This is a genomic window from Aquimarina spinulae (assembly GCF_943373825.1).
Classification (GTDB): domain Bacteria; phylum Bacteroidota; class Bacteroidia; order Flavobacteriales; family Flavobacteriaceae; genus Aquimarina; species Aquimarina spinulae.
Map to the genome: position 1 here is coordinate 1,947,476 of NZ_CALSBP010000002.1, position 25,860 is coordinate 1,973,335.

The window sequence follows — 25,860 nt, forward strand, 5'->3', positions numbered from 1 at the left end:
AACTCCCTATAGGGAGTTTTCGTTCTTAAAACTATCGGAAAACTGGATCCGTTAATTATTCTCTTTTTGTTTGTTTTCCCGAACTTTTTGTTGTTGTTTTCTAACCTCTTGTATACGTTTTCGCGCTTCTTTTCTTTCTTTGATAGCCTCTTTTCTTACTACATCACGAGCTCTTTTAGCTTCATCCATAGCTTTTCTGCGGGCTTTTTCTGCTTGTCTTCTTGATTTCTCTGCATTATCTCGCGCCATAGCTCTTGCTTTTTCGGCTTGCTCCATAACTTGTTTTGCTTCTTCTCTACTCATTTTTGCATGAACCATTGCCTGTTTCTCTGCTTCAAATCTTGCTCTTTCAGCATTTCTCATGGCTTCTTCTCTTATCTTATAAGATTGCTCCCGGGCTCTATTTGATTCTTCCATAGCGATTACTCTGGCTTTCTCAGCCTGTTCCATGGCTATCGCTCTTACTTGTTCTGCTTTATACCTTGATGCTTCTGCTCTCTCCATTGCCAAGGCTGCTATTTCCTCTTTTACTTCCTCTGCTTCATACCTTACTTCCTCTGCTCGTTCAATAGCGATAGCTTTATCTATTTCTGCCAGTTCTGCGAGTTCAGTTTTTTCCCTTTCTACTTCTTCCTTTATAAGTTCTGCTTCTCTTTCAATTTCCTCAAATTCTGTGTGAGAATAAGAAGGTGCTTTCGGAAGCTTTGATACTTTTGGTGCCTTAAGCGGTTTTGGAGCCTTGGGAGCTTTTAATTTTTTATGTGCTTTAGGAGAAGGCGGAGGCCCAGGAACGACACTTGCTCTCATTTTTGGTGGTGCTGGAGGCGGAGGCGGAATAAGATCATGCCCATCTGGGTTAGCTTTATACAACCTTGTTTTTCGGTATACCTTATTGAGTTTTTTGAGAAACTTATCATTCGTGTTTTCTAGTTTAACACTAAATTGAAACTCTGTTAACTCATGGTCTTTCCACTGTTTTGTAGCATTATCAATAACGGCAGCCACACCAGATAAATCGGTGGTAATTCCATTAATGTTAATTTGTTCTCCACTAACTCTGATTTTCATTTTTTTATCAGGGTGAGTTGGTGCTACGGTAGTGCTGATTGTAGTACTTTTTTGTTGAGCTACCATCTTATTGTTAAACAAAAGAATACATCCTAAAAGGATAGGTAGAAACAGCAACAATCGAGTTGTTGCTTTAGTTTTAGAAAATTGTTGTGACATCATAACGATTCGTTTTTTGGTTAATGAATAATTGATAGGGCTCGCTAATACAGCTTGATGAGAACTGTTTGGATAATTAACGAGTAGGTCCATATATTGATGTATTGAAAACTGTTGCTTCAATACTTTTTGATCTGCAAGAAATTCATGATTTAACTTAATTGATTTTTTTACCCAAAACCATATTGGATTGAACCAAAAAATCACTTGAAAAATCTCTACAAGCAGAATATCTAAAGTATGTCTTTGTTGTACATGAGTTTTCTCATGTAATAATACTTCTTGTGGAATAGCTTTTTTCTGAAATTCTTTTTTAGGAACAAATATGTAATGTAAAAATGTATGCGGAATAATAGAATTCTTGAGTAATACATTAATGTGTGAGGACTCTTTCAGGTTTTCATTTCTTCTTACCTTCTTTACCAAATGGCACATATTTTTTATAAATCTAACTGCAAAAATCAAAACACCTATACCATAAACGATCCATACAATTGTCGAAAAATAGTCTGAAGACGTGGCTTCTACCTGTACATTATCTGATAGGATTAAATGACTTACAGGTTGTTGAATATTTTCCTGATTAATTACTGTATCTGTTTCATAAGTAATAGTAACTAGAGGGATCGTATATGCAAAAATCAAGCTAAAAAGAAGGTAAAACCTTTTAAAATGATGCATGTTCTCTCGTTCTAAAAATAGCCTGTAAAAAGACCATAATAGCACCAAACAAAGAGATGACTTTATTATGTATATAATCATTGCTTTTGTTTTTGGATTTGTTTATCTACTATCTTCTTAAGTTCTTCTAATTCTGTAGTAGATAAGTTGGTTTCTGATGTAAAAAATGATGCAAACTGTGAAGCCGAATCGTTAAAAAAATTCTTAATCAGTCCATTTACATGTTTAGAAAAATAATCTGTCTTTTTTACTAATGGATAATATTCTCTTGATTTTCCATATAACGTATAATTCACAAAACCTTTATCAATCATTCTTTTCAATAGTGTAGCTACAGTAGTAGTTGCAGGTTTAGGTTCTGGAAAAGAATCTAATAAATCCTTCATAAAGGCTTTCTCCAATTTCCAGAGATATTGCATTAATTGTTCTTCAGTTTTTGATAATTGCATTGTTCTACACTATTAGAATTAACTCTACAAATGTAGAATAAAATATTATACATACAAAACTTATTTGTGATTACATTACTATTTTTACGGAAAACCCATATGTAACATATTAATAATCAATTATTTAACATATACTTTACATTTAAAAAAAAAGAATAGAAATAGGGAATTTGTACCTTTAGAAATAAGATTTAACCAATAAATTTATTACACAATGAAAAAAATTATTTTATCAATAGTGACTCTCTTGAGCACTATAGGATTGTCTGCACAGCACAATTATGACAATCAAAACACTATCTATAGTTTGAACGGTAATTTAGGAATTACCACTACTTCACCAACAGCCAAATTACACTTAAACGCATTGGAAAGAAAAGCATTTAGAATTTATCGTGAAAACAAAACTGATAAATACTTAAGCATCTGGCACGGTACAGGCGGTGCAGTAATCGAGCCTATACGTACAGATAATTCTACAGGAGTTTTATACTTGGGCGGCTATGATACACCTACTAATACTTTCTTTGCTAGAAAAGGTGGTAATGTTGCTATAGGAGCAACTAATGTTCAAGCCAAATTACACTTAAATGCACTGGAAAGAAAAGCATTTAGAATTTATCGTGAAAACAAAACTGATAAATACTTAAGCATCTGGCACGGTACAGGCGGTGCAGTAATCGAGCCTATACGTACAGATAATTCTACAGGAGTTTTATACTTGGGTGGCTATGATACACCTACTAATACCTTTTTTGCAAGATCTGGTGGAACTGTTGGTATAGGAACTACTAATACAAGAGGTTATAAGCTTGCCGTAAATGGCAATATTAGAGCCAAAGAGATTGTAGTAGAAGCCTCACCATGGCCAGACTATGTATTTCGTTCTGACTACAAATTACCCTCGTTAAATGAAGTCAAAGAACATATTAAAAACAAAGGGCATCTTCCTAATATACCAAGTGAAAAAGAAGTTCGAGAAAATGGAATTCAAATCGGAAGTATGCATGCAAAATTACTCGAAAAAATAGAAGAACTAATGCTCTACACAATTCAACAGGATGAAGAATTGAAAACTTTGCGAAAAACAGTATCTGCTCTTCAAAATAAAATCCAAAACCTCAGCGAATAAAAATTCATTCTATAACTCTTAAAACCAAAACGATGAAAAAATTATCAAGCTTAATTCTATGCATTTTAGCTGTACTTAACCTTACGGCTCAAGATCAAATTATTAATGGCAAACTTACTGTGACTAAACAAATCAAATGGGGAAGCACAGGAGCCATTATAAATACAGACCAGGGTGCTTCTGTTGAACTAAGGGGGAATGGAGTTCCTTATTTCGATTTCTCTAATGATCCTACTACCGACTATGATATGAGATTAATCCTTAGGAATGATAACTTACTTTCTTTTGAAGGCGGCGATGTTAAAATGAGTAATAAGCTATCTACAGGCCAGAGTATTAGTTGGGGAAATACCGGAGCTATAATAAATACAGATCAAGGTGCTTCTATTGAACTAAGAGGTAATGGAGTTCCCTATTTTGATTTCTCTAATGATCCTACTACCGACTATGATATGAGATTAATCCTTAGGAATGATAACTTACTTTCTTTTGAAGGCGGCGATGTTAAAATGAGTAATAAGCTATCTACAGGCCAGAGTATTAGTTGGGGAAATACCGGAGCTATAATAAATACAGATCAAGGTGCTTCTATTGAACTAAGGGGGAATGGAGTTCCTTATTTCGATTTCTCTAATGATCCTACAACTGACTATGATATGAGGCTAATTTTAAGAGATAATAATACTCTTGGTGTTTCTGGAGGGAATTTAGCAATTGACGGAACCACAAAAACCAAAGAAGTCATAGTAAAGCCTAATGTTTGGTCAGATTTTGTATTCGAATCTGATTATATACTACCAAGTTTAGAAGAGGTTGAACAGCATATAAAAACTAACGGGCACCTAAAAAATATTCCTTCAGAAAAAGAAGTATTTAAAAAAGGAATTTCGATAGGAGAAATGAATGCTAAGCTTCTTCAGAAAGTTGAAGAATTAACACTATACACTATTCAACAAGAAAAAGAAATCAAAAGGTTAAAATCTATTGAGGAAAGATTAGATCAGCTTGAAAAGCTAATAGAATCTAAAAAATAAAAACCTAATTAAACTTAATAAAATAACAGATGAAAAGAATATTAAGCATTTTGTTATTAATCATAACAATTCAAACGACATCCTACAGTCAGCAAACTTTTGATGATAAAATAACCATCAATCAGTTAAACAATAAATATCCATCTTTAAATATTACAACTAGACAAGGTTTATTTAATGGAGGACATCCACATTTGTATTTTTTAAACACAGGAGGAAACTCTACTACACCTACATCAACTCCTGCAAGTAGATTATTAGGGACAATTATTTATTCTGGATTTGATGGACAATCCAACGTACAAATAGGACGAATATCGGTTACTACAACAGGTGCATTTACGCCTGGTAATTATCCTGCCAGAATGAATTTTCGAATAGGAGGAACTAGCACCTGTTGCGGAATCACCAGAATGACTATAGATGGACAGACAGGAAATGTAGGAATAGGAACAACAAATACCGGTTCTCACAGGTTAGCTGTCGAAGGATCCATAGGTGCAAGAGAAATGGTTGTAGAAGCGGGGACTTGGTCTGATTTTGTTTTCTATGACGATTACAAATTACCTACTCTAAAAGAAGTTGAAAATCATATTAAAGAAAATAGACATTTAAAAGATATTCCCAGTGCATCAGAAGTGCAAGAAAATGGAATTTTCTTAGGAGAAATGGATGCAAAACTTCTTCAAAAAATTGAAGAGTTAACTCTATACATTATCGAAATAAATAAAAGGGTCGATGAATTAGAAAAGGAAAACTTACAATTAAAAAATCAAAACTAAACGATGAAAAAATATTTATACGGTATCTGTTTATTAATTGCTTGTAGTATTCAAGCGCAGACCAAAGTAGGAGAAGAAGTTACTAGCACTCACCAAAGTCCGCATCCTTATCAAGGTAACATGACCAGTGTACATAAAATGGTCTGGAGTCAAGAAGTATCTCAAAAAGATGCAGGTTATGTGGCGGTACATTTCAGTAAAATACAATTAGCAGCAAATGACTATATCGTTGTAAGAGATGTAAACAATACTAGATCCTGGAAATACTCTGATAATACAATTCAGAAAAGAGGTAATAGTTTTTGGAGTATTCCTATTTATGATGATAAAATGATCATTGAGATATTTAGTAGTAATCCTAAAGGAGGATTTGGGTATATTATTGATATAGTTGCAAAAGGATATCCTTTAGAATCAATACGAGCTGAACAGGATGAAGCTCTTTGTGGAGCTGATGACTCTAGAAATGCTATTTGTTATTCAAATAACGAGCCTAATGCCTATAATCGTTCACGCGCAGTAGCCAGATTACTAATTAACGGAACATCTGCTTGTACAGGTTGGTTAATCGGAGATAATGGTCAATTAATGACCAATGAACATTGTATCCAAAACCAAGCTGATGCTAATAATGTGACTGTAGAATTCATGGCACAAGGTGCAAATTGTAATTCAAATTGTGATTCTTGGCTTGCCTGCTCAGGTACCGTTGAGGCTACTTCTGCAAATCTTATTCGTGCAAATGCACCATTAGATTATGCTCTTTTACAATTAAACACGACTACTAATTTACCGCAAACCTATGGGTTTCTACAATTAAGAAATACTGGTGCGGTTATAAACGAACGTATCTATATCCCTCAACATCCACGAGCTTGGGGTAAACGAATTGCATTACTTTCTACAAATACAAATGATCAAGGAGGTGTAGCCCGTATATTTTCTTTAACTCGACCTCGTTGTGGTGGAAGTGGTAATGATATAGGATATTTTGCCGATACCCAAGGTGGATCTTCTGGATCTCCTGTTTTGGGATATGGTGATGATCTTGTAGTTGCTTTACATCATTGCGCCAATTGCCCAAACAGAGGAGTACCTATTGAAGAAATTATTCAGAATTTGGGTAATGACTTACCTCCAAATGCTCTCCCATCAAATGGATGTCCTGATAATTTGACTGTGACTCAAAATGTTCCGTCAGGAACCACTGATAATCAAGAAGCCGCAAATATGTTAACTGCAAATAATACCATATCAAATGGTGGTATTGCAACATATACTGCTGGTCAAAAAGTGACACTCTCAACTGGTTTCAAAGCTTCAAGTGGGTCAAAATTTACTGCAAAAATCCAAAATTGTACAACTTCTAGAGAAGTAGAATCCGCATCAATAGAAGAAAATAAAAGTGTTTCTGCCATAGACAAACCTGAATTTGAGGATTTTGTAATACACCCAAATCCTACAAATCATGAGTTCACTATTTCTACATACTCTCTAAAAAATCTAGATAATGCATCTATTAAAGTTTATAACACAATGGGAGTACTACAGGTACACAAAAAAGTACTATCAAAAAACTCAGAAATTAATGTAGATTCATTACCAGAAGGGCTTTATTATGTTATTATTGATGACAATCAAGGTAAAAAATATTCTAAAAAATTACTGATCAAACGATAACTAATTTATTTTATTTCTACATAAAAAAAGCGGGTGTACAGTATATAACTGACACCCGCTTTATGTTTCCTCATTTACAACCAGATTTATTAGGTTATTTCTTTACAATGGTATGTATTTCTGAAGTTCCTTTGGATGTTATTTTCACGAAATAGTTTCCTTTTTCGGTTATTGCTCCTCCAAAAGGAAGTACCCCAGGGTTTCTATCATAGTTTTTGTGATAAATACGTCTTCCTAACAGATCATATACACTCATCGTAAACCTTTCTTTTCCTAATTTTGTTAGGTCAATATTGGTTATTTCGGTAAATGAATTAGGATATACTTTAACCAAATTCTCTGCTTTTTCTGGGCCTGCTGCTGCTGGTCTTTTGGTTAACAATCCCTGACCTGCATTAGTGTTATATGCATAATCTAATATAGTGTACGATAATCCATCATTTGCTACAGTAGCATAAAACCATCCGTAATGTGTATTACCACTAATTTTGAAGGTAAATCCTATATAACCAGATTTACCATTCCAATTGGTATATGAAGAAGAACTTACAATATAGCTATTAGATTCTGCAACAAAATTACTAGAGGCTCCTACTTGTACTCCTTCACCAAGCATAGTTACATTTTTGCTACTACCTTCGCATACAACATCTTTGTTATAAGTAACCAATCGTACCGAATTATTGGTATACCATGCTCCATAATCGCTGTTGTCACCAACTTCTATTCTAAAGAAATCCCAGGTACTTGATGAGCTTACAGAGATATCTTCATTATTTACATAAACCACTCCGTCATTAGTAGCACAAGGAGTACAAGAACCTCCACAGTCTACTCCTGTTTCATCTCCGTTCTGAATACCATCGGTACAGGTAGGATCAGATCCTCCGGTTCCTACAGTAATAGTATAATCTTCTACTTCTCCATAGCTAAAAGATTCACATGCTGTAGGGATACCATTGTATTTCATAGATACTCTCATTCTGGTATTCCCGTTTTTGGCACTAGATGGGATTGTAAAACTACCACTTACTGATGTATCTTTTGAAGCAGCTTTACTCCATACTTGCTCACCTGCATCAGTAAAATCTCCATCCTGGTTATAATCTATCCACACGCTATATCCTTCAGAATATACGGTTCCTGACCAGGTTGGGGTAATAGTAATAGTATGAGAAGCGCCTTTAGATAATGTAGTAGATACCGAAGTATAATCTCCATATCCTCCGGTAGAACCTGTAGAAGAATTATCAATTGTTCCTAATTGTACTCTACCGATATATTCGTCTGATACACTTTTCCCGTTAGAATCACAATATGTTATCGGTGTACTACAAGGCTCACATGATCCACCACAATCTACTCCCGTTTCATCTCCGTTTTGGATGCCATCATTACAGGTAGGAGTTACTACTAATTCTTTACTTCCTGCCTTAATAGTACCATAAGGCTCTGTACTATATGCATAATCTAATAATGTATATGAGTTTCCACTAGCATTTACCTGAAATCGAAGCCATCCGTGGTATTCTTTAGCATTTTTAATAAATCTAAATCCTGCATACCCAGTTTGTCCATCCCAATTGGTATATGAGTTTGTTCTAATCTCATGTAAATCAGGATATGCTCCCCCATCTACCCAATTACTAGTAGTACTAATTGGTGTATCTGCTGGTAGATTTGCAACCCTTTTTGTACTTCCTACAGCAATCATTGCAGCTGTATAAGTTTCGAATTGCAATGCAGGCTGGCCACTTGGATGCCCAGAAGCGTTGTAAAATAACCCTCCGTAATTTGTTCCTCCACCTAAGGATGGAATATTAGCATCTGTAAATGGTTTCCATACCGTAGTGGCATCAACTGTAAGATCACCATTATCTACATAAACTACTTTAAAAGGATCATAAAATGAAAAGTTAAACACTACTTTATCAGAATTTAATGTGCTTGTCCCACCTGAAATAATAGCATTTTTAAGAGTGATTGTACCTGAAGCATTATCAGCAGATCCATGATTATTAGTACTTCCACTGTATTTTACTCTTAATTTCTTATTGTTTATTACCGTTATACTAGCTGAAAATCCTTGAGGAAGGCTTGACGAAAAGTGCGTTCCTTGCGTTAATGTTCCAGAACTTAATGAAAAAGTACCTCCTTCTATATCTATATCATAAGAATCATCTACTAAGGTTCCATTATTAGATAATGATTCTTCAACAGTATTATTATTTACTACTAGTGAAGCTCCGGTAAGATTTACCCCTGTAGCCGTCAAGTTAGCTGGTTGCCATAATGGTTTTCTTGTTGAGTGTTGTAATGCTGCAAGCATTCTATTTATCTGTCCTTGAGTATACATTTTTGCACAACCTGCTGCTGCATCATACCCCATATAATTTTCATAGTTAATCAAATTCCCACAATCGCTGGCTCCGACAACACATCCATCATCTCCAGAATCCGTATCCTCTTTTGGCGTATCACTAACATAATCTCCATTAGGGTCATCACATCCTCCTTCAAAAGTATGTATTAAATTAAGCCAATGCCCGAATTCATGTGTAAAAACAGATGCAAACTCTTTGTTGGTATTACCGTGTAAGTATCGACCGTTATATACTACTCTTGCTATATTTGCATCAGACATTGTTGTATTTGGGTACCATGCTACTCCAGAATTTGTTGCCACTCCATCACCGTAGAGATCACCGGTAATATATACATTCATATATTTATAATTATCCCAGGCATCTGCTGCAACAACAGGGCTACTATAATTACCCATTCCAGAAGCTACAGGATGAATAATTACTCCATTGGTGCTACCTCCATCGGGGTCTATTTTAGCCAACGCAAATCGTATACTTAGTGTTGATTTGCGACCGTCAAAAACGGGGTCAATTGAATTAAAATCATCATTGAGTCCATTAAAATCTTTATTTAACGCATCAAGAGCTCCTTTTATCTTATCATAATCTACAGTTTTTCCGTGCTGTGTTGTACCATATACATGAACCACTACAGGTATAGTATACGTTTCTGCTGCTTTTTGCGAAAAAGCTTTACTCTGAACATAATTTTTGGTAAACGTATTGAAGTTTTCATATTCGGCTTTTGCTTTAGGATTTGCCGAAAAAATATACGCATTGGCATTACTTGCCTCACATCTTTTTGCATCTACTGGCTGCTGCGCCAGAAGAGACGAAACATAGGTAAATAGCATAGCTGCCAAAATAATAATTTTAGTTTTCATAATCGTATTGATTTTGTGTTATAGTTAATTATGAAAATTAAAACTATTGAAGCATTTAGGGTTATACTATTATAACCAAACACTATACTATGTTATCTGTTTCACACTATTTTAACATTTATACTATCAAAAACATAATGTTAAAGTGCAATTGCTATTGATTTTTCACGAAAAAAAGAATATAAATAAGCACCCTATAGTAAGGGTGCCTATTTGTTTTATTAGCCTGCTAGTTATTGATAAACTGAATCTAATTTGTAATAAATCATTGTGAAATAACCGAACTATTACCATTGCCTTCTTGAATTATCGTTACCGATAACGAATTGCCTTCTTGAGAAGCTGTTAAACTATTAGCACTACCAATTTGTTTTGTATTAAGGCTATTATAATTTCCAATCTGAGTAGCATACGTAGTATTAAATGATCCATCCTGAGCAGAAATTACTCCATTCGCTTTTCCTTGTTGTAATTGGGATAAGAAATTTTGTTCACCATCTTGAGTGGCAATAGTACTATTAAGATGACCGCCATCCAGAGTTTGCTCAACAGTATTAAAAAACCCATTTTGCATACTCGTTATTTTATGAGCACCTCCCCAATTATTAGCAGTAGCTATGACACTATTTCCTTCTCCTTTCTGGGTTTGGGTGCTCTTAATACCATTTCCTTCTATTAGCACTTCACCCTTATTAAAAGCCCCTTCTTGATATTGCTCAACGTTGGATTCATAATCACCATATACGGTAGCAGTAGACTTGTTATAATTTCCTGTCTGCCGTTGGGTTACATTAGTATTAAAACTATAAATAGTAGTAGAAGCATCATTTCCTATACCTTCTTGCCTCTGATTCACATAACCTCTAATCTCCAGATTTGCATAAACATAATTACTTTCTCCTACCTGATTCTGAGAAATACCGCCTGGGATTACACCTCCTACAAACGCTCCATTAGTAAAAGCCTCTGCCATATTCCTTATTCCTTTCTGATGTTGACCTATACCCACAGGCAATGAACTTACCTGATAAGCAAAAGCCTGGTTATATTCTCCTGTTTGGCTTTGCTCAATAGTATATATACCATTTTGGATTGCAGTCGCAGTATTATAATTACCATTTTGAGATTGTTTTATCATTCGGTCTCCAAAGCTAGAGCTTGAAAATGGTTGATTGGCAATCAACGTATTTCCTAATCCATTTTGTTCTTGAAAGATGCTATTTGAAATAAAGCCTTCTTCTTGAGTTGCTATTGTATTATTATTCTCTCCGGATTGACGTTGCTCAATACTATTTTGACCAAAACTCTCTTCTTGAGTTGCTATTGCACTATTATACTCTCCGGATTGATGTTGCTCAATACTATTTTGACCATAAGGTAAAAATTGATCTGCCATAGCATGATTAAATACTCCTTTTTGTTCTTGAAAAATACTGCTTCGATCAAACTGATAATCCATAAACTGATGTGCTACCGTACTATTGTTTTCCCCATATTGTATCTGTTCAATAGTATTTGTGTACCAAAAACCTGATTTTTGATTTGCTGTAGCTTGGTTAAACGTTCCTATCTGACTTTGTTTAATAGTATTACTAGCTACTTTCTGGATTGCAGTTGCTATATTATGATTTCCTATTTGTAATTGAGTGATTGTATGAAATCCATAAGCTTCCTCAAAAGCCCACTCCAAAGACATTTGATCAGCAATCGCAACATTCCCTAAACCGTTTTGATCTTGAACAATATAACTTTTAAATCCTTTAGACTGAGTTGCTATTGCTTTATTATTTTTCCCAGATTGCCTCTGTTCAATTCTATTATGGGTTTCAAATTCTATGTATTGATTTGCTGTAGTTTGATTAAATTCTCCTTGTTGATTTTGTGTGATTTTATTATATCCGCCATCATACTGGTTTGCCAATACCATATTGAAGGCTCCATCCTGTGATTGTACAATACTATTCTGAACTTTCATTTCATTAAAAAAATCTGTTCTCTGGGATGCCAATGCTTTGTTATTGTTTCCGATCTGGGTTTGTTCGATTCTACCTTCCAAAATACCAGAATACTGAGTCGCTTCTGCAGTATTCAATGTACCTAACTGATTTTGATACACGGTATTAAAGTCTCCTTGCTGCATAATATATGCCTTATTTTGATCTCCTGTCTGGATTTGACGAATAATACCATTACCTATTGTCTCATTTTCTATACCCTGCTCTACTCTTGCGTTATTATAATTACCATCCTGAACTATTGCTAAAGTATTGTTCACTCCTTTTTGAGAAATTTCTATTTCATTTCCTTTTCCTGTTTGATCGACATCTATAACATTATTTTGAGCAAAGGTGAATGCTACACTTAATAAAGCCGAAAAACTTAATATTGTTTTTTTCATCGTACTATTTTTTAATATTAAAAATTGATTTTAAGAATGTGTATTAATCAAATTAATGTTTACGATAAAACTTTGAAAATAGAAGTTAAGGGGATTTTGTTACCTTAAATTTACGATTAAAAAAAAGCAGAAAAAATAGATATTTTATGTTTTCGACAAAAGGTGTTAAAATGTGTAAATCATAATTTAAACGTAAGTTATTTCATTCATTATCAGAAATTTACATATTGTTAAAGATTGTATAATTTGGATTTAATGAAACCTTTTTTTGTATACGTTAGGGATAGTAGTGGCATCCTTTTTTGTGATCCTAAAACTTCTGAAAAAGACGCTCGAGTGATAGCAAAAAAGATATAACGAATAGCCCGACCCTGATTAATAAATCAGGGTAACGCTATCATTATTTTAATATATATAAGAGTCTTACTTACTTAGTTCGGTAAAATATTTATAGAAGTGTGGGATCGTTTCTATTCCTTTTAAGTAATTCCATACCCCAAAATGTTCGTTAGGAGAGTGTATTGCATCACTATCTAAGCCAAATCCCATTAGGATTGTTTTACTTTTTAATTCTTTTTCGAATAAAGAAACAATAGGAATACTACCCCCGCTACGTTGTGGTATTGGTGTTTTACCAAAGGTATCCTGATATGCTTTACTCGCTGCTTTATATCCAATATTATCTATTGGGGTTACATAACCCTGCCCACCATGATGCGGAGTTACTTTTACCGTTACTGCATCTGGTGCTATGTTTTCAAAGTGATTTTTGAACAGTTCTGTAATTTCTTCCCAATCTTGATTAGGAACCAAACGCATAGAAATTTTGGCATAAGCCTTACTTGCAATAACTGTCTTTGCTCCTTCTCCTGTATAGCCTCCCCAGATTCCGTTTACATCTAATGTGGGTCGAATAGAATTGCGTTCATTAGTTGTATATCCTTCTTCTCCGTACACTGCATTAATATCTAATGATTTTTTATATCCATCAAGAGAGAAAGGTGCTTTTGCCATTTCGGCTCTTTCTTCTGTAGAAAGATTTTCGACTTTATCATAAAAACCAGGAATGGTGATATGATTATTTTCATCGTGCAAAGAAGCAATCATTTTGGTTAATATATTGATTGGATTTGCTACTGCACCACCGTATAAACCACTATGTAAATCTCTATTGGGTCCTGTTACTTCGACTTCGACATAACTTAGTCCTCTTAATCCGGTAGTAATAGAAGGAACATCTTTGGCTATCATTCCTGTATCACTAATTAAGATTACATCATTAGCTAGTTTATCCTGATTACGTTCTACAAACCAACTTAAACTTTTACTTCCTACCTCTTCTTCTCCTTCGATCATAAATTTTACATTACACGGCAACTGGTTCGTTTTGGTCATAATTTCTAATGCCTTTACGTGCATATACATCTGTCCTTTGTCATCACAAGATCCTCTGGCAAAAATGGCTCCTTCGGGGTGGATATCTGTCTTTTTAATTACAGGTTCGAAAGGAGGACTATCCCATAAATCTATCGGATCTGCTGGTTGTACATCATAATGTCCATAAACCAATACTGTCGGAAGGTTTTTATCTATAATTTTTTCTCCATACACTATTGGATATCCTGGAGTTTCGCATATTTCTACGGCATCACATCCTGCATCTTTAAGGCTTTTGCTAATTTCTGATGCTGTTTTAATTACATCATCTTTATATGCTGTATCTGCACTAACAGATGGAATTTTAAGTAGCTCGAAAAGCTCATTTATAAATCGATCTTTATGTTCTTGAACGTAAGATTGTATATTTTGCATGAATCTGAGTTTATTTTCGCCTAAAAGTAGTAAAAATGAAGTAAATTAGTTGTTCTCTATTTAAGTATATCTGCTAATATGAATGCATTTTTGAAACTTCCTTTTTTATTTTCTGAAAATCGCCTTCTGAAAGACTTAAAACATTGCCAATCCTATTCTTTTACTTCTCATTTCAATACTGATGATTATTCTGGTAATTGGAAATCTATTGCGCTTAGATCCCTTAATGGAGATATGAATCAAATTTATGCGCACTCGTCTGGTGCTCATAATTACAAGAATACTTCTCTATTAGATCATTGCCCTTATTTTAAGGAAATAACTGCGCTTTTTAAATGCGAAAAAGAATCTATTCGTTTACTCAATCTTTCTCCTTATAGTAGCATAAAAGAACATACAGATCATAATCTGGGATATGAAGATAGAAGTTTTAGAATTCATATTCCGATCACAACAAATAAGGATGTTCATTTTTACATAAATAACAAAGAAGTAACTATGGCTGTTGGCGAATGTTGGTACGGGAACTTTAATCTACCACATCGGGTAGAAAACAAAGGAGCAACCGATCGTATTCATTTAATTATAGATTGCATTCGTAATAAATGGTCGGATCAATTATTTGCTGAAGCTGGTTATGATTTTACGCTAGAAAATCAACCTCATCAATATTCTAAAACAACTAAATTGAAAATGATCGAAGAGTTAAAAACCATGAATACCGAAGGATCAAAAGCATTGATCGATCACCTAAAATCAGAATTGTAGGAATCAAAAAATGAGAAGATTTTAAAGAAAATATCCTGGTTTCCTAAATTGTTATGTATTACTTTTCATATTATTCAAAAAAAATAATTTAAGTTCTTTGAGATTTATAAGGAATATGTATATTTGCACTCGCTTTTACAGAAAGTCCTAAGTGTTGTAAAAGTATTAATGCGGGCGTGGTGGAATTGGTAGACACGCTAGACTTAGGATCTAGTGCCGCGAGGTGTGAGAGTTCGAGTCTCTCCGCCCGCACAGCAAAGGAAAAGCCGAATCATCTGATTCGGCTTTTTTATTTAGGGTCATACATAGGTCATACTTTTACAAACTTCTCAATACTAAAATTGATACCTTAATTGAATTCAAGGTCATAATTATTACATTTACTTTTTATTTAAATATCTATATGAACAATAACATTCTCCAATACGAATCAAAAATATGGGATACAGCAGATCTATTAATAGGTTCGGGAATTAAGCAGAGTGACTTCCCTAAATATATGATGCCTTATTTTGCTTTAATAATGGTAGAAAGTAGATTAGTTAGAGAATCTAATCGCTTATTAAAAGATTTTGGGAAAGAAAAAATTACCGATTTTGATGAAGAAGAGCTAGAAGAATTTATCGAAGAGTTTTCAGAATTAGATTTAGGATATAACGACTATGTTATTCGTCAGAATAAAACACTGGCTACAATTACTGAAAATGATACCACTTTTGGTGGCGATTTTCATGCTTATATCAATGCGTTTGATAAAAAAACACAATTATTATTAGGTATAAATAGAGGAAATGACGAAGAAAAGTTTCTTAACATTTCAGGTGTTAGTGGAATTTTAGAAAAAAAGAAAATACTATTCGCAACAATTCAGGCTTGGAGCGAAATTGATTTAACTCCTTTTTCTAACTCAGAAATAACCACTCTAGAAGAACACATTAAAAGAAAATGGGCAGATATTTCAGCGGAAACTGCTGGAGAGCAATATACACCAGATGATATTATATTGTTGATTGCAGAATTAATTACATCAAAGTTAGAGGACAATAAACAATTTATAACACTATATGATCCAACGTGCGGTGGAGGGAATATGTTATATGGTGTTGAACATTATTTAAAAGAATATTTTAATGATTCACGACCAATTGCAACTTATGGACAAGATTGGAATGATGCCTTATATGCTTTTGCAAGTATTGAAAGTCGATTTAAAAATGATGCTCATATAGAATATGGAAACACATTAACAGATAGTGGAAAATTCTTTGATAAAGATTTTCTTGTAACTGTAGCCAATCCCCCTTATGGAGTTGATTGGAAAGGATATCAAAAAGATGTACGTAGTGATAGAACTGGACGTTTTGTAGATTATCCTTCGGTTTCTGATGGACAATTGCTCTTTACACAACATATCATTCATAAAATGAATGAAAAAGGATTAGCAGTTGTAGTACATAATGGTTCTACACTTTTTAGTGGAGATGCAGGAAGTGGAGAAAGTAATATTCGTAAGCACTTTTTTGATGAAGATTTAGTAGAAGCAATAATTCAATTACCCACTGATGAGTTTTTCAATACAGGAATCTATACCTACTTATGGATTTTTAATAAAGATAAACCTATAGAACGAAAAGATAAAGTAATAATGATAAATGCTTCTAATTTATTTGAAAAATTGAAGAAATCTAGAGGTAGCAAACGAAAAAGGTTAGCAAAAAAACACAGAGAAAAAGTAGTGTCATTATTCACAGATTTTAAAACTACAGATATAGCGCAAGTACATGATAAGTGGCAGTTTTATTACAATAAACAAGCTATTATTCTAACTAATGTTGATGAAAAAGGAAGGAGCTACGAAGAACATTTGCCCGTTAAAGAGAATAAAGATGGAGAGCTAATTAGAGCTAAAACAATGAGGCTGAATCCAATAAAAATAGAACAGATTGTTGAAGTTGAAAAATTAACGATTAAAGAGTTTGAGATAACTTCTTTTGAAAAAGAATATATAGATGAAAATACAGGAGAGGTTATTGAAAATATATACGATGATTTAAAAACTTATAACAATGAAAAGATCAAACCTTACTTAAATACTTTCAATTATAAAGAAAATGATTTAAAAGTATTTACTGATAAGGAAGTTTATTATTTTGATGTAGACAAGCAAACACTTATAGAAGAGAAAAAAGGAAAAAAGAAGGAATTAGGAAATGGTAAAATTGTAATTAAAAGTGCTTATAAAAAAGCAACCAGAACTAAGAAAGAACAAATTGTAATTACGGTAGAACTAATGCCAGATTATGAAAAAGATTATGAAGTGATTCCTTTTAATCCAAATCCAAAAATAAATCAAGAAACTATAGATGCATACATCACTAAATATATACACAAACCATATAGGTATAGTGATAATGTAATTGGAGCTGAGCTTAATTTTAATAAGCTATTTTATAAACCTAAAACAGTGAGATCAGTAAAAGAAGTTTTAAAAGATCTAAGTATTCTTGAGGATGAGTTAAAAAAAATTGAAAAGGAATTTGGAATATGAAATTAGGAAGGTATAAAAGATATAAAAAGTCTAATTTATCTTTATTAGATGAAATTCCGTTTCATTGGGAAGTAAATAGAATAAAAGATGAAAGTTCGGTTAAAGGAAGAGTCGGTTGGAAAGCATTAAAATCTTCTGAATATGTTAAGTCGGGATATTTTTTTCTATCAACTCCTAATATTAAGTATACTGAAATTGATTATAAAAACGTAAATTATATAACTAAAGAAAGGTATTTAGAATCTCCTGAAATCATGCTCCAAAATGGAGATGTTTTATTAGTAAAAGATGGTTCTACTTTGGGTATTGTTAATATTATTAAAAACCTTCCTTCTCAGGGAACTGTTAACAGCTCAATAGCAGTTTTAAGATATAAAAAACAGAATAGTAAATATAATTTTTACCTTCTTAAGTCGTATTTAATTCAAGATATTATTAATCAAAAAAAAGAAGGAATGGGAGTTCCTCATTTGTTTCAAAAAGATATTAATAATTTTCCAGTATTAATACCTCCATCCCAAGAGCAAATCCGGATTTCAAATTTTCTAGATGATCAAACTCAAAAAATTGATAAAAAAATAATTTGCCTAGGAAAAAAAAGAAAAAAATATGAGGAGTTAAAAATTTCATTGATTAATGAATCTGTTACCTTAGGTATAAATAAAAAAACAGAATTAAAGACAGCAGGTATAGATTGGATAAGTAGAATACCAAAACATTGGAAGTTAGCGAGAATAAATGGATTATTTAAACAACGTAATGAAAAAGTAAGCGATAAATATTACCCTCCTCTTTCTGTAACAAAAAAAGGAATTGTACCTCAACTAAAAAACGCTGCTAAAACAAAACATGGTGATAATAGAAGAAAGGTATTAATAAATGATTTTGTAATAAATAGTAGATCGGATAGAAAAGGTTCATCTGGACTTTCTAACTATAAAGGTTCAGTATCTGTCATCAATATTGTACTTTCCCCAAACGATAAAGTATTTGGTAGATATTATCATTATTTATTTAGGAGTAATGTTTTTACTGAAGAATTCTATAAGCAAGGTCAAGGTATTGTTGATGACTTATGGTCTACAAAGTTTTCAAGTATGAAAATAATTGAAGTTTGCCAACCTCCAATGGAAGAGCAGATAGCTATATCTGATTATCTTGATGTAAAAACGTCAAAAATTGATGTTATTGTGGATAATATCCATAAGCAAATTGAAAGTTTGAAAGAACTTCGAAAGACGTTAATTAATGATGTAGTAACAGGAAAAATAAAAGTTAGCTAAGTATGAATGAATTAGAACTACAAGAAAAATACATCATCCATTTTTTAACACAACGTCAAGATGGATTGCAATATAAAGAAGTAAAACCTAATACGGTTTCGCCTAAGTTTTTTATTGTAGAAGATTTATTGCATATCATTAGTCAAACCCCGGATAACAAAAAAATATACCCTAAATTACTAAAACAATTTACTTCTGAGGATGAACTAATAGAGTCTTTTATGGATTTCTTAAATGAGCGTATAGTCAAAGAAAAAAATATGGCCATATTCTTAAACAATTCTCGTACAGTAACTTTTAAAGGAGTGAAATTACGTTTGTTTTATGAGAGTAACTCGATTTTACACGGAGACGAACGCTTTGAAGAAAACATATTCTCTGTAGTTCAAGAATTACCTTATGCCTATAAAGAAGGGAAAAGTAGATTTGCTTTTCGTCCTGACCTTACATTCTTTGTAAATGGAATGTATTTAGGATATAGCGAAATAAAATCTACATATAATAACCAAAACGCTAAAAAAGAAGGTAGAAATAAGGTTGCCAAAGATTATTATAATGCAGTATTAAAATATCTAGATATAGCAGGAGATAATGATGTAAACGAAAGTATAAGACGTTCTTTTTTAAAAGTATTTGAAAAGGCAATTCATATTACTGCAACAGATGTAAATGATACTTATATTGTAAGAACGATTAATGAATATTTTGAATCTATAAAAGATACTGTCGATGAGCGTTTTTATGATTTCGACAAATTTAAAGAGACATTATTTAAGAGGTCTTTTCAAGCAGTTCCGTATGACAAAACCATTGTAGATTATCCAAGGCAGATTCGTTTTGAGGATATTATGCGTGCAGTTTATGGAAAGAAAATGATTGAAAAAGAAATACTCTACTACAATTTTCTAGAAAGAGAATATGTAAAAGATTCAAAATCTAATAAAAAAGTATATAAGCATAACGATGGAAAGTTAATTGCACCTAGACCAAAACAAAAATTTGGAACAGATAAAATCTTATCTAAAATTGATGAATTTTTAGACAATGAATCCGATCCCAATTATTTAGAGAATAAATTAAAAAAGGAGCTAGAAACAAAAGGTTTTGGGAAAGAACGTATAGAAGAACTTATAGAGCAGCGTGAAAAGTACCTTAACAATAAAAATGTATACTCATTACTATTACAGTATGCAGCAGGTTTTGGGAAAAGTAATATTATTGGCTGGACTGCTTTACAGTTAAAGGATTTAAGAAAAAACGGAAAGCATATCTATGATAAAATAATGTTAGTAGTAGATAGAGTGCAATTAAGAGATCAACTAGATACCAAAATGCTTAATATGAACATATCTAATACTATGTTTATAGAAGCTGATAATCAAAAAAAATTCATTAAAGCATTAAATAGTAAGGTTAGAATTGTTGTAGTAAATCTTCAAAAATTCAATAGTATTCGAGAGGCTTTAGATAAGTCTAATCCTGAGATAACAAAAAAGTTATCTAAAATGCGAATAGCCTTTTTAATTGATGAAATTCATCGCTCACATAGTAATACTCAGCATGAAGAAATGAATAATCTTTTTGCTGAAATTCAAACATCGTTTGACCAAAATAAAGAGTATTTAAAAAATAGAACAAAGAAAAATTTGATTATTGGTTTTACGGCAACACCTAGTGAGCATAGTTTAGCGCGTTTTGGAGAGTTTGATAAGTTTGCGGAAAGTGAAAAAATATGGACTCCGTTTGACAATTATACCATGCGAGAAGCTATAACAGATGGGTTTATCTTAAATCCATTGCCAGGAAGAGTAGCAGTGTCTGCAAAGATGTATTTTGATTTGCCTGATAATGAATTGGAGGGATTTGAAGATGAAGATAGACTGTATAGAGCAATTCCTGATAATATAGAGACAGGAATTGATATAGATGGTAAAAAATATAAAATAAGGAAAAAAGAAATCTATGAAAATGAGAGACGTATTAATGCCATATCAAAATTTATTGTCAAAACCTTAGTAAGTGTAACTTATCATACTATAAAAGGAAAAGATGGTAAAGGTTGGGGCAAGGCAATGCTAGCCGTTTCTTCTATAAAGGCAGCACAACGTTACAAAGTAGCTATTGATAAGTTTTATGAAGAAATAACCCAAGAGCATAAATATGAACGCTTTAAAGAAGCTCCTGTATATTTGGTGTATTCAGATAGTCAAAAACACCAAAACGCGTCCACGTTTAATGAAGGAATAACAGAAAAGAAAGTTTTAGAACGGTTTTCAGTTAAAAAGAATGGACTTATTATAGTAGTTGATAAACTACAAACGGGTTTTGATGAACCAAAATTACATACACTTTTCTTAGATAAAGAGATAAGAGGTATTAACGCTATTCAAACTATTTCAAGAGTAAATAGGAAAACAAAAAACAAGCATGATTGCAAGATTGTAGACTTCTCCTATAAAAATGTAAATATTGAAAATATTGACAAGGCATATAGCAAGTTTAGCAATGTTGTGGACAGTGAATTTTCACCTCTTGAAGACGAAAAACGGCTATTAGAATATTATAAAGAACTTAAAGATAGTACAGTATATAAACAGGTGTTTTCTATATTCTCAAGTTATTATAAAGTAGAAAAAAATATTGACCTGATTTTACAAGTACAAGACTATTTCATTCAATATATAAAAGATAATGCTCAAGGTGCTAAGTATCTTAAAATAAAAGTTTCTAAATATTTCAAAACGTTAAATGTTATTGAAAATATTATAGATTTTGATCCTATTTTGAATGATAGTGTTTTTAAAGACTTCTGGAATAAATTTAATTCAGAATACAATAATTTAAACTTTACAGGAGAGATAATAGATGATGTAGAAATTTATTTTGATAATAGAATTGGAATTGTAATTTCTAAAGAATATGAGGAGAAATTAAATGGAAAGCCAAGTATTGTTTCTGAGCCTAGCGAAGATTATGGGGGTGGCAATAATTACAAATATGATATTCTAAAAGTTATTGAAAAGCGTAATCAGGAAGAAGAAGCTATAGAAGAACTTATATTGGATGTACAGGAAAAAATAGATGGCTTTTTCAATTTTGTTAAGAATGATAAACTAGGGAAACGATTAATTGCTAAAATACTTGATGAAACCTCTGTTTTTGAACAGGAAGAAATCTACAGTGATTTTGCAGTACTTTATAGAATGTTTGTCCGTAGAAGAAAGAAAGATTTAGGGGAAGATTTTATTAAGCAAACAAAAGACTTAACCAATCAATTGTGTGATGATTTTGAGAGAAATTTGAAATAGAAAAGTTATAATTAATGAAATCACCAGCTACATATAAGAAATTTATAAAAGGAGTATTTTAGAGAATATACAATAATGAGTATGACTGGTATTTCTGGTTGAAAATATATAGATTTTAAACAGTTAGAATTAATATCAATTGCTATTCCATCTGAAACTCTTTTAGATAGTTTTGAAGAAATGACTATGGATATAAAAGAAAATCAAAAATCAAATGGCTAGAACACCTATCACAGAACAAGAATTTGACACACAATTTGCATTAGCTGAGGGGTTAGTTAATGCTAATCATCCCATTAGATTCAACTCAAAAGTGTTTGATTTTTATATTGAATTAGAGCCACAGCATAGAGAATTAATTTTCACAGATTGTGAGTTCTTAGAGCCTATACTTTTTTGCAAAGGGATTCCATTAGTAGCAGTAGCTGAAGAAAATAATGAGCAGGCTGATTTGTTTAATCAAACGGAAACAAATGTATTTGATAAAAATGTATTTTTTAATGAGTGTGTTTTTCAAAAACAAATACAATTTGATGATGTAACATTTAGCAATAAGTTTAGAATGCATAATTGTAGTGTAAATAATGCTTCATTTCGTAACACAATCTTTAACGGTTTAGCAGACTTTTGGCTAACTACATTTAAAGAAGATATAATTTTTTATAAAACAGATTTTAATAAAACTACAGTATTTAGCATGGCAACATTCGTAGGGAATGTTTTATTCACCTATAGTTTATTTTCTACTAAAGCTATTTTTGCAAGAACAAAATTTAAAAAAGGCATAGATCTATCACAAACAATAATTTCAGGTGAGTTAAAACCTTTTGATTTACAATTTGATTTTAGAAAATTTGATATAGTGTATGTAGGTAAAGATGATGAAGTCTATCAAAATTATATAGATAGAGACGCGAAAATACCTTTAGTAAATAAAGTACACACTTTTCAAGTTTTAAAGAAAGCTTTTGAGGATAGTGGTAATTATTCAGACTCAATTTTAATGCTTAGAGAAGAAAAAGCTGCATTAAAAAAATTAGTGAAAGCGAAATTAAAAGATAAAAATTCAAATATAAATAGAGGTGATAAATGGATTCTGCTATTAAATAGAATATCAAATCACTACCGTTCAGATTTCAGAAATGGTATTTGGTTTACCTTGCTAGCAGCTATTACTTTCGGTATGCTTACATTAATTTTTACAGAAGCATTTCAGAATAATATTTGTTTCAGCAATTGCTCTTTTAATGAGGATACCTTTATAAAGGGTGTGAAATTTATTTTTACTTTTTTAAACCCTGCTCGTCGCTTATCATATTTAGAAAATTTAAATCCAATTTTTTATGGATTCGCATATCTTTTTGATTTTATAGGCCGTATTGCAGTAGGTTACGGTATATATCAAACAGTTCAGGCATTCAGGAAATTCAAATAATGAATAATACTATAACATATCAACGTAAACTTATAGAAGTAGAAACAAGGTTAGGATTTTTATACATCCCCGCTAAAGCACGAGAACTTTTACCTAAGCATAGTGATGAAGTAACAATAATAATAAAAAACACAAATAATTCTCAAACAAAAAAGTACAATACAGATTACAATCGTATTTTTGGAATGACTTCTTTTTATAATGAATTAAATGTAACTGCTGGAGATATTCTTACTGTAGAAATTTCAGAAAAATTAATAATTATTGATATCATAGAAGTAGAGGTTATTGAAGATTCTGAGGAAAGTGAAAAAGAAAATTTCATAGATACTTCAGGTTTATCTTCTCAGTCAAAAGGAAATATTGGAGAAGATAGGGTTAAAGAAATTATATTATTATATAGCCAAGGGCTCCTTAATGTTTATAAACCCGTAATTGATGATCGTGGTATTGATTTAATAGTTCTTAAAGAGAAAATATATAACCCAATATACATTCAGGTAAAAACACGTTTTAATGTTCATAAACGTAATCGTATGATATTGACAATTAATGGAAGTACATTTAAGGAACATCATTCATATTATATTGTTGGTTTATCATTTAATCCTCATAAAATGGAAATGGATGAACAAATTCTTTTTCTACCCTCGAAAGATGCAGTTAAACTAGCAAGTAGGTTGTCTAATGGAGATTATCGCATAACTATTTCTATGGCAAATGGTAAGACAACAGGTAAGTATAAAAAATACTTCATTTCAAAAGAGGAGTTTATAAATCGTCTTATTGAACGAATTGATCAAGTAAATGAAATAATAAAATAAACGTTAATTGCAATACATTATATGATACAAATAAATAGCAATTATGAATCTAACCAGAAAACAACTATACGATTTAGTATGGTCAAAACCTTTAACACAGCTTGCTAAAGAATATGCGATATCTGACAATGGGCTACGAAAGATTTGCAAAAAGCATAATATTCCTTTACCTAAATTAGGCCATTGGCAAAAATTGCGATATGGTAAAAAACTTCGAGTCATTCCCTTACCTGAAGCAGGAAATGAAGTAGAGATCAGTTTAAAACAAAGAAAAGAAGGTGATGAAAATGAATACAATTATCTTTCAGAATATCATAAACTCAAAAAAGAAATCGAAAATGACACAACACTCAATTTAATTATCCCTGATGAACTATCTAAACCTGACCCTTTAATTATCCAGACAAGAAAAAAGTTAAAAACCATAAAACCTTCCACCTGGACTCAATCAAAAGGGTTAATTATTTCTCCCGAAGATGCTTTGAATATAGAGGCATCAAAATCTAGCATTCCTAGAGCTTTAAGATTTATGGACATCTTAATTAAGGTTCTTAAACAAAGAGGTCATCAGGTTAAGATTAAAGAGCATAGAACTTTTGTTATTATCGAAGAGGAGGAGATAGAAATACGATGTAGAGAAAAAATAAAACGTATTATCTCTGAAAGTAATTCGTGGTCAGAATATATTCCTTCTGGAGTATTATCTTTCAAAATTGATAATTCCTATCCAGATAAAGAATGGAAAGACGGTAAGAAAAAAAGGCTTGAAGATCAACTCTCCAACATCTTAACCTATTTAGAATTAAAAAGCAAAAAGATAAAAAAAGAACGTGCTGAAAGAGAAGAAAGAAAAAGGCAACTTGAAATCCAAAGAAAAAGAGAAGAAGAAGCTAAAAGAATACGAGACAATGAGCTTCAAAAATTTCAAGAATTACTTTCGTTATCACGCAAATATAAAATTGCTTCAGAAATTCGAAGTTTAATAAACACCAAAAAGCAACTTGCCAAAGAACAAAATATTTTTTCTGAAGAGACAAAACAATGGATCAATTGGGCTCAGGATAAAGCTGATTGGATAGATCCTTTTGTTAATAAATCGGAAGATGAAATTTTAGGGATATTAAAAAATGATTATCTAAAAAAGGATGACTATAATACCATTTGCAAATTCAGAAAATGGTATTCTTATTAACTCCAACCAACCTCATTTGACGTTTTTACACCAAAACTCACCCCTCTTAAAGCTCAA

The 25,860-nt window shown here is 32.1% G+C and carries 16 protein-coding genes and 1 tRNA gene; 12 read left to right on the top strand and 5 right to left on the bottom strand.

Annotated elements, in window-relative coordinates; translation table 11 throughout:
- Positions 1 to 51: 51 nt before the first annotated feature.
- Both NNH57_RS14210 and NNH57_RS14215 read right to left on the bottom strand, forming a co-directional pair.
- Positions 52 to 1,989, bottom strand: a complete 1,938-nt coding sequence (locus NNH57_RS14210) for a M56 family metallopeptidase (RefSeq protein ID WP_108808938.1) — start codon at positions 1,987 to 1,989, stop codon at positions 52 to 54.
- Positions 1,986 to 2,357, bottom strand: a complete 372-nt coding sequence (locus NNH57_RS14215) for a BlaI/MecI/CopY family transcriptional regulator (protein ID WP_025663470.1) — start codon at positions 2,355 to 2,357, stop codon at positions 1,986 to 1,988. Before NNH57_RS14215 ends, NNH57_RS14210 begins: the two co-directional genes overlap by 4 nt.
- Positions 2,358 to 2,571: 214 nt before the next feature.
- On the opposite strand from NNH57_RS14215, the gene NNH57_RS14220 reads away from it, so the two are divergent.
- The 4 genes from NNH57_RS14220 to NNH57_RS14235 are packed head-to-tail and all read left to right on the top strand — an operon-like array spanning position 2,572 to position 6,985.
- The gene (locus tag NNH57_RS14220) at positions 2,572 to 3,489 is read left to right on the top strand and encodes a hypothetical protein (RefSeq protein ID WP_108808937.1); all 918 of its coding nucleotides are present in this window, start codon (positions 2,572 to 2,574) and stop codon (positions 3,487 to 3,489) included.
- A gap of 32 nt (positions 3,490 to 3,521) precedes the next feature.
- On the top strand, positions 3,522 to 4,523 hold the full coding sequence (locus NNH57_RS14225) for a hypothetical protein (protein WP_074407145.1): 1,002 nt from the start codon (positions 3,522 to 3,524) through the stop codon (positions 4,521 to 4,523).
- Between the two features lie 29 nt (positions 4,524 to 4,552).
- Complete coding sequence (locus NNH57_RS14230) at positions 4,553 to 5,305, top strand: hypothetical protein (RefSeq protein WP_082994807.1); 753 nt, start codon at positions 4,553 to 4,555, stop codon at positions 5,303 to 5,305.
- Between the two features lie 3 nt (positions 5,306 to 5,308).
- The gene (locus tag NNH57_RS14235; protein WP_108808936.1) at positions 5,309 to 6,985 is read left to right on the top strand and encodes a 3-coathanger stack domain-containing protein; all 1,677 of its coding nucleotides are present in this window, start codon (positions 5,309 to 5,311) and stop codon (positions 6,983 to 6,985) included.
- Between the two features lie 94 nt (positions 6,986 to 7,079).
- On the opposite strand, the gene NNH57_RS14240 is transcribed toward NNH57_RS14235, so the two are convergent.
- The 3 genes from NNH57_RS14240 to NNH57_RS14250 form a co-directional block, all read right to left on the bottom strand.
- The gene (locus NNH57_RS14240) at positions 7,080 to 10,235 is read right to left on the bottom strand and encodes a M43 family zinc metalloprotease (RefSeq protein ID WP_108808935.1); all 3,156 of its coding nucleotides are present in this window, start codon (positions 10,233 to 10,235) and stop codon (positions 7,080 to 7,082) included.
- Positions 10,236 to 10,500: 265 nt separating this feature from the next.
- Positions 10,501 to 12,633: a hypothetical protein gene (locus NNH57_RS14245; RefSeq protein ID WP_108808934.1), complete on the bottom strand. Its 2,133-nt coding sequence runs from the start codon at positions 12,631 to 12,633 to the stop codon at positions 10,501 to 10,503.
- A 423-nt stretch (positions 12,634 to 13,056) separates the two neighbouring features.
- On the bottom strand, positions 13,057 to 14,445 hold the full coding sequence (locus NNH57_RS14250) for a dipeptidase (protein ID WP_108808933.1): 1,389 nt from the start codon (positions 14,443 to 14,445) through the stop codon (positions 13,057 to 13,059).
- A gap of 78 nt (positions 14,446 to 14,523) precedes the next feature.
- On the opposite strand from NNH57_RS14250, the gene NNH57_RS14255 reads away from it, so the two are divergent.
- The 8 genes from NNH57_RS14255 to NNH57_RS14290 all read left to right on the top strand — a co-directional run bounded on the left by NNH57_RS14255 (position 14,524) and on the right by NNH57_RS14290 (position 25,803).
- Positions 14,524 to 15,213: an aspartyl/asparaginyl beta-hydroxylase domain-containing protein gene (locus tag NNH57_RS14255; protein WP_074407140.1), complete on the top strand. Its 690-nt coding sequence runs from the start codon at positions 14,524 to 14,526 to the stop codon at positions 15,211 to 15,213.
- 170 nt (positions 15,214 to 15,383) lie between these two features.
- Positions 15,384 to 15,465 (top strand) — tRNA-Leu (locus tag NNH57_RS14260).
- 151 nt (positions 15,466 to 15,616) lie between these two features.
- Positions 15,617 to 17,761, top strand: coding sequence for an HsdM family class I SAM-dependent methyltransferase (locus tag NNH57_RS14265; RefSeq protein ID WP_108808932.1), 2,145 nt, complete (start codon positions 15,617 to 15,619; stop codon positions 17,759 to 17,761).
- Entirely contained in the window at positions 17,758 to 19,044 is a 1,287-nt protein-coding gene (locus tag NNH57_RS14270) for a restriction endonuclease subunit S (RefSeq protein WP_108808931.1), read from the top strand. Before NNH57_RS14265 ends, NNH57_RS14270 begins: the two co-directional genes overlap by 4 nt.
- Before the next feature lie 2 nt (positions 19,045 to 19,046).
- Positions 19,047 to 22,352, top strand: a complete 3,306-nt coding sequence (locus NNH57_RS14275) for a DEAD/DEAH box helicase family protein (RefSeq protein ID WP_108808930.1) — start codon at positions 19,047 to 19,049, stop codon at positions 22,350 to 22,352.
- A 214-nt stretch (positions 22,353 to 22,566) separates the two neighbouring features.
- The gene (locus NNH57_RS14280; protein WP_108808929.1) at positions 22,567 to 23,787 is read left to right on the top strand and encodes a pentapeptide repeat-containing protein; all 1,221 of its coding nucleotides are present in this window, start codon (positions 22,567 to 22,569) and stop codon (positions 23,785 to 23,787) included.
- Positions 23,787 to 24,611, top strand: a complete 825-nt coding sequence (locus tag NNH57_RS14285; protein ID WP_108808928.1) for a hypothetical protein — start codon at positions 23,787 to 23,789, stop codon at positions 24,609 to 24,611. The genes NNH57_RS14280 and NNH57_RS14285 overlap by 1 nt, the downstream gene beginning before the upstream one ends.
- Positions 24,612 to 24,654: 43 nt before the next feature.
- Complete coding sequence (locus NNH57_RS14290; RefSeq protein WP_108808927.1) at positions 24,655 to 25,803, top strand: hypothetical protein; 1,149 nt, start codon at positions 24,655 to 24,657, stop codon at positions 25,801 to 25,803.
- Positions 25,804 to 25,860 lie beyond the last annotated feature (57 nt).